The sequence below is a fragment of the Sandarakinorhabdus sp. genome, from assembly GCF_040398645.1.
Taxonomy (GTDB): Bacteria; Pseudomonadota; Alphaproteobacteria; order Sphingomonadales; family Sphingomonadaceae; genus Sandarakinorhabdus.
In genome coordinates, this window is record NZ_JBBATR010000065.1 from 9267 (window position 1) to 13511 (window position 4245).

At 65.1% G+C, this 4245-nt stretch carries 6 protein-coding genes; 5 read left to right on the top strand and 1 reads right to left on the bottom strand.

Features of this window, described 5'->3' with window-relative positions; genetic code table 11:
- Positions 1-449: DUF885 family protein (locus tag ABWP50_RS11765; protein ID WP_353218179.1), on the bottom strand; the 449-nt coding region annotated here is incomplete at its 3' end.
- Positions 450-608: 159 nt separating this feature from the next.
- Between ABWP50_RS11765 and ABWP50_RS11770 the strand changes: the two genes are divergently transcribed.
- From ABWP50_RS11770 to ABWP50_RS11790, 5 genes are all read left to right on the top strand, one after another.
- Positions 609-1937, top strand: a complete 1329-nt coding sequence (locus ABWP50_RS11770) for an MFS transporter (RefSeq protein ID WP_353218180.1) — start codon at positions 609-611, stop codon at positions 1935-1937.
- Positions 1938-2003: 66 nt separating this feature from the next.
- A complete protein-coding gene (gene olsB / locus ABWP50_RS11775; RefSeq protein WP_353218181.1) occupies positions 2004-2840 on the top strand; it encodes a l-ornithine N(alpha)-acyltransferase in 837 nt (278 codons plus the stop codon).
- Between the two features lie 31 nt (positions 2841-2871).
- Positions 2872-3549, top strand: coding sequence for a DsbA family oxidoreductase (locus tag ABWP50_RS11780; RefSeq protein ID WP_353218182.1), 678 nt, complete (start codon positions 2872-2874; stop codon positions 3547-3549).
- Between the two features lie 75 nt (positions 3550-3624).
- Positions 3625-3915 carry a toxin-antitoxin system TumE family protein gene (locus tag ABWP50_RS11785; protein WP_353218183.1) on the top strand — a complete coding sequence of 97 codons (291 nt, stop codon included), beginning with the start codon at positions 3625-3627 and terminating at the stop codon, positions 3913-3915.
- Positions 3908-4245: HVO_A0114 family putative DNA-binding protein (locus ABWP50_RS11790; protein ID WP_353218184.1), on the top strand; the 338-nt coding region annotated here is incomplete at its 3' end. The genes ABWP50_RS11785 and ABWP50_RS11790, both read left to right, overlap by 8 nt.

The window sequence follows — 4245 nt, forward strand, 5'->3', positions numbered from 1 at the left end:
TGCGTGTTGATCAGAAAATCCGGCGCCTGCGTATGCACCGAATTGAGCCGTGAGTTGAAGGGTGCGCGATACAGGCGGCCGGCGTTCTGCATGGCCGCACGCTCCGCCTCCAACGCCCAGATATCGTAATTGACCTGGCCCTCGCCTGACAGCTTGCTGCGGTCGATGCTGGCCTTCATGCGGGCCGCGCTGGCCTGCCGCCATTTCACCTGCGCGGCGGCGGCGGCAGCGCTGATGTCGTTCCACTGGTCACCGCCCGCCTTGATACCCAGCCGCGTGGCGAGTTGCGGCTGCAGCTTCACCCACTCGGCAAATTCGCCGTCCAGAAATGCCGTCAGCCTTGCGTCTTCGGCATTGGCAACAGCAGCAACGGGCGCTTGGGCCACAGCAGGCAGCACTGGCAAGGCAAAGGCGCTCATCAGCACGGCGATTCTGACAGTAAATTTCATTGGATTCCCCCCTTTTGGCTGCCCGGTGTCTAAGCCGCCAGTCGCGCCCGCGCCAGCCCCCTGCCCCCCCTGCCTCCCTTGCCTCCCCTGCCTCCCTTGCCTCCCTTGCCCCCCGCGTACCCATTGACACAGCGCCGCCCACAGCCATGGTGCAGCGCCATGGTTTCCACACCCAACCGCTCCTTCCTCGCTGCCATCAAACCCTATTTCGAAGCCGGGCCGATTGGCGCGCTGGCGCTGGGCATGGCATCGGGCACGCCTTATGCGATGATCGCGGCCACGCTCACCACACGGCTGGCAGAAAGCGGCATCGAGAAGAAATCGGTTACCGCCTTTGGCCTCGCGTTGCTGGTTTACAGCTTCAAGCCGCTGTGGGCGCCGCTGGTTGATCGGGCGCGCATTCCGGTGCTGGCCGATCTGCTGGGGCAACGGCGGGCGTGGCTGCTGGTGTCGGTGATCTTGGCCAGCGCGGCCATCGCCTGGCTCGGCCTGCTCGATCCCACCGCCGATCTGGCGCTGTTCGCGGCAGCGGCGATGGCGGTGGGCTTTGCCGGCGCCACGCTGGATATCGTGGTGGACGCCATCCGCATCGAATGGCTGCGCAGCGACCAGATGGGCGCCGGCAGCGGCATGACGCAATATGGCTGGCGCATGGGCAGCTATCTGGCCGGCGCCGGCGCGCTGCTGATTGCGGCCAGCACGCAGTCGTGGGCGCTGGCCTATGCGTTTGCCGGCCTGCTGTTCGTGCCGGCGCTGGCTGCGGCGGCGTGGCTGGGCGAACCGCTGCGGCCGCCGCCCACCATCTCGGGCAAGGGCCTGGCTGCGATGATCAAGGACAGCATCATCGCGCCGCTCAGCGATTTTCTCGGCCGGCCGGGCGCATGGATCGTGCTGGGATTTGTGCTGGTCCACAAGATTGGCGACACGGTGTGCCAATTGTCGGTGCGCCTGTTCTACAATGATCTGGGCTTCACCAAGCCCGAAGTGGCCGCCTACGACGTCACGCTCGGCTTGTTCGGCTATCTGGCCGGCGTGTTTCTGGGCGGCATCCTCTACAAGCGGATGGGGCTGGCGGCATCGGTGTTCCTGTCGCTGCTGCTGATGGGCGTGTCCAACGCCGCCTACGCCGGCCTGGCCATCATCGGCCATGATGTGTGGGCGCTGGCGGCGGTGCAGGGCTTTGAAAACCTCGCCAGCGGCATCGGCGGCGTCACCGTGGGGGCATGGCTGGCGCTGCTGTGCGATCGGCGCTTTACCGCGACGCAATTTGCGCTGCTGTCATCGGCTGCCGCCATATTGGGCCGGGCGTTTTCTTCCGGCACCGCTGGCGGCTTGATCGAACAGCTTGGGTATGTCGATTTCTACTGGCTCACCACGGCGCTGGCCCTGCCCGGTGTGCTGATTTTCCTGTGGCTGTGGCGCGCCGGGCTGGTAGTGGCCGACGATAATGCCGCAGGGCCTGACAACAAGATTGCAACCTTGCTGTAACCGACATTGCGCATGTTTGTCATATGACAGCGGTATGGCAGGCTATCAGCCGCTTTGGAGCAGCCCATGCTTGCCCTCTCCCGTGCCACCGAAGTTGCGCCAGCCATCATTGCCCGCGCGCCGGCCATCCACCGCGCTGGCCTGCTGGATGTACGGCTGGCCGCCAGCGACGCGGAAATCGCAGCGGCGCAGGCCCTGCGCTACGAGATTTTCTACGATGAAATGGGTGCCCGGCCCACGCCCGCCATGGCGCGCAGCCGCCGCGATATCGATCCCTATGATGCCGTGTGCGATCATCTGCTGGTGATCGATCATGCCGATAGCACCCGCCCGCGCGTGGTCGGCACCTACCGGCTGCTGCGCCAGGATGTGGCGATGTCAAATGGCGGCTTTTATTCGGCCGGCGAATTTGATCTGTCACGCCTGATTTCGCAAAGCGCGCCGGGCCGGCAACTGCTGGAGCTGGGCCGCAGCTGCGTCGCGCCGGAATGGCGCACCGCCGCCACCATCTCGCTGCTGTGGCGCGGCATCGCCTCCTATCTGGCGCAGCATGGCATCGGCCATTTGTTCGGCTGCGCATCGCTGCACGGCGCCGATCCCTGCCTGCACGCCGCCGAACTGTCCTACCTGTATCACCATCACCTCGCGCCGATCGATCTGCGCGCCGCCGCGCTGCCGCCGCACCGGGTGGACATGAACCGCCTGCCCGCCGCCGCCATCGATGGCCGCGCCGCCGCCCGCGCGCTGCCGCCGCTGATCAAGGGCTATTTGCGCGTCGGCGCCATGGTCGGCGATGGCGGCTTTGTCGATAACCAGTTCAATACGGTGGACGTATTCGTGGTGATGCCGGTCGATCGCATCACCAGCCGCTACGCCGAACGCTTCGGTGCAGCCAACGATTGACGCGTGCTCTTTGCGGCGTAGACTTGCCGCCATGACCACCCCCCAGCCTCAACCGCTCCGCATCGATTTCGTGTCCGACATCGTCTGCCCCTGGTGCGTGATCGGCCTGAAAAGCCTTGAAGCCGCGCTGGCCGAAATCGGCGACGAGGTCACGGCCGATTGGCACTTCCACCCCTTCGAACTCAACCCGAACATGGCCTGCGAAGGCGAAAACAGCGCCGAGCATGTCGCCCGCAAATATGGCCGCCCCCCCGAAGAAGGCGCCGCCGCGCGCAGCCACATCAAGACCATGGGCGAAAACCTCGGCTTCACCTTCAAGGGCGGGCCGGATTCGATGATCTGGAACACCTTCGATTGCCACCGCCTGCTGCACTGGGCCGAAAAGGCCGGGCCCGAACGGTCTTTGGCCCACGCCCTGAAAATGGCCCTGTTCGAAGCCCACTTCACCAACGCGCAGCCGCTGAACGACCCCGAAACCCTGATCACCGCCGCCACCACCGCCGGCCTGGACCCAGACGCCGCCCGCGAAGTGCTGGCCAGCGGCCGCTACGCCGACGACGTGCGCACCGCCGAACATTGGTGGCGCGAAGAACAGGACATCAGCGCCGTGCCCGCCATCATCTTCAATGGCAAATACGCCATCATGGGCGGCCAGCCGCCGGCGACGTTCGTGAAGGTGATCCGGCGGATCGTGGCGGGGGAGGTGTAAGCGGCGGCGTCCCCCCGCACTTGATGCGGGGTTTGGCGCTGGACGACATAGGCCATCTATGGCATAGGCTGCCATATGAAGGCGGTTTTGCTGTTTCAGGAAAAGCGGACCGAGGCCAGCGGGGCCATAGTGGAGATGACAATCTGGCGCGTGCCGTCGCCAGTGCCGCCATCAACACATGGCTTGAAATACAGCCTGTTCTATGGCCGCGCCGGGCAGCGGATCGTCGCCTTCGACAACGAGCGCGGCAAAGGCGATCATATGCACATCGATGGTGTGGAGCGGCCCTATCAATTCACCACCGTCGAGCAGCTTGTGACTGATTTCTTTGCCCATGTGGCCGAACGGGAGACGCAAGATGAGTGACTTGAAAATCCACGTCGGCGAAAGCCGCGGCGCCATGGGCGCGCGCTTCATAGATGCCTGGCACCGCGGCGAACGCGGCGAAGCGGTCAATGAGCATCATCTGTCCTTCGACAGCTTCGAAACCATGACCCGCGTCCTCACCCCCAAACGCCTCGCGTTGCTGCGTCACCTGCACCGCCAGCCCACCGCAAGCGTGGCAGCGCTGTCACGCGCCGTAAAACGCGATTACAAGCGCGTGCACGCGGATGTCGAAGCCTTGGCAATGGCAGGCCTGATCGAACGCGCCACCGACGGAACCGCGCTGAGCGCACCCTACGAAACGATCCAGAC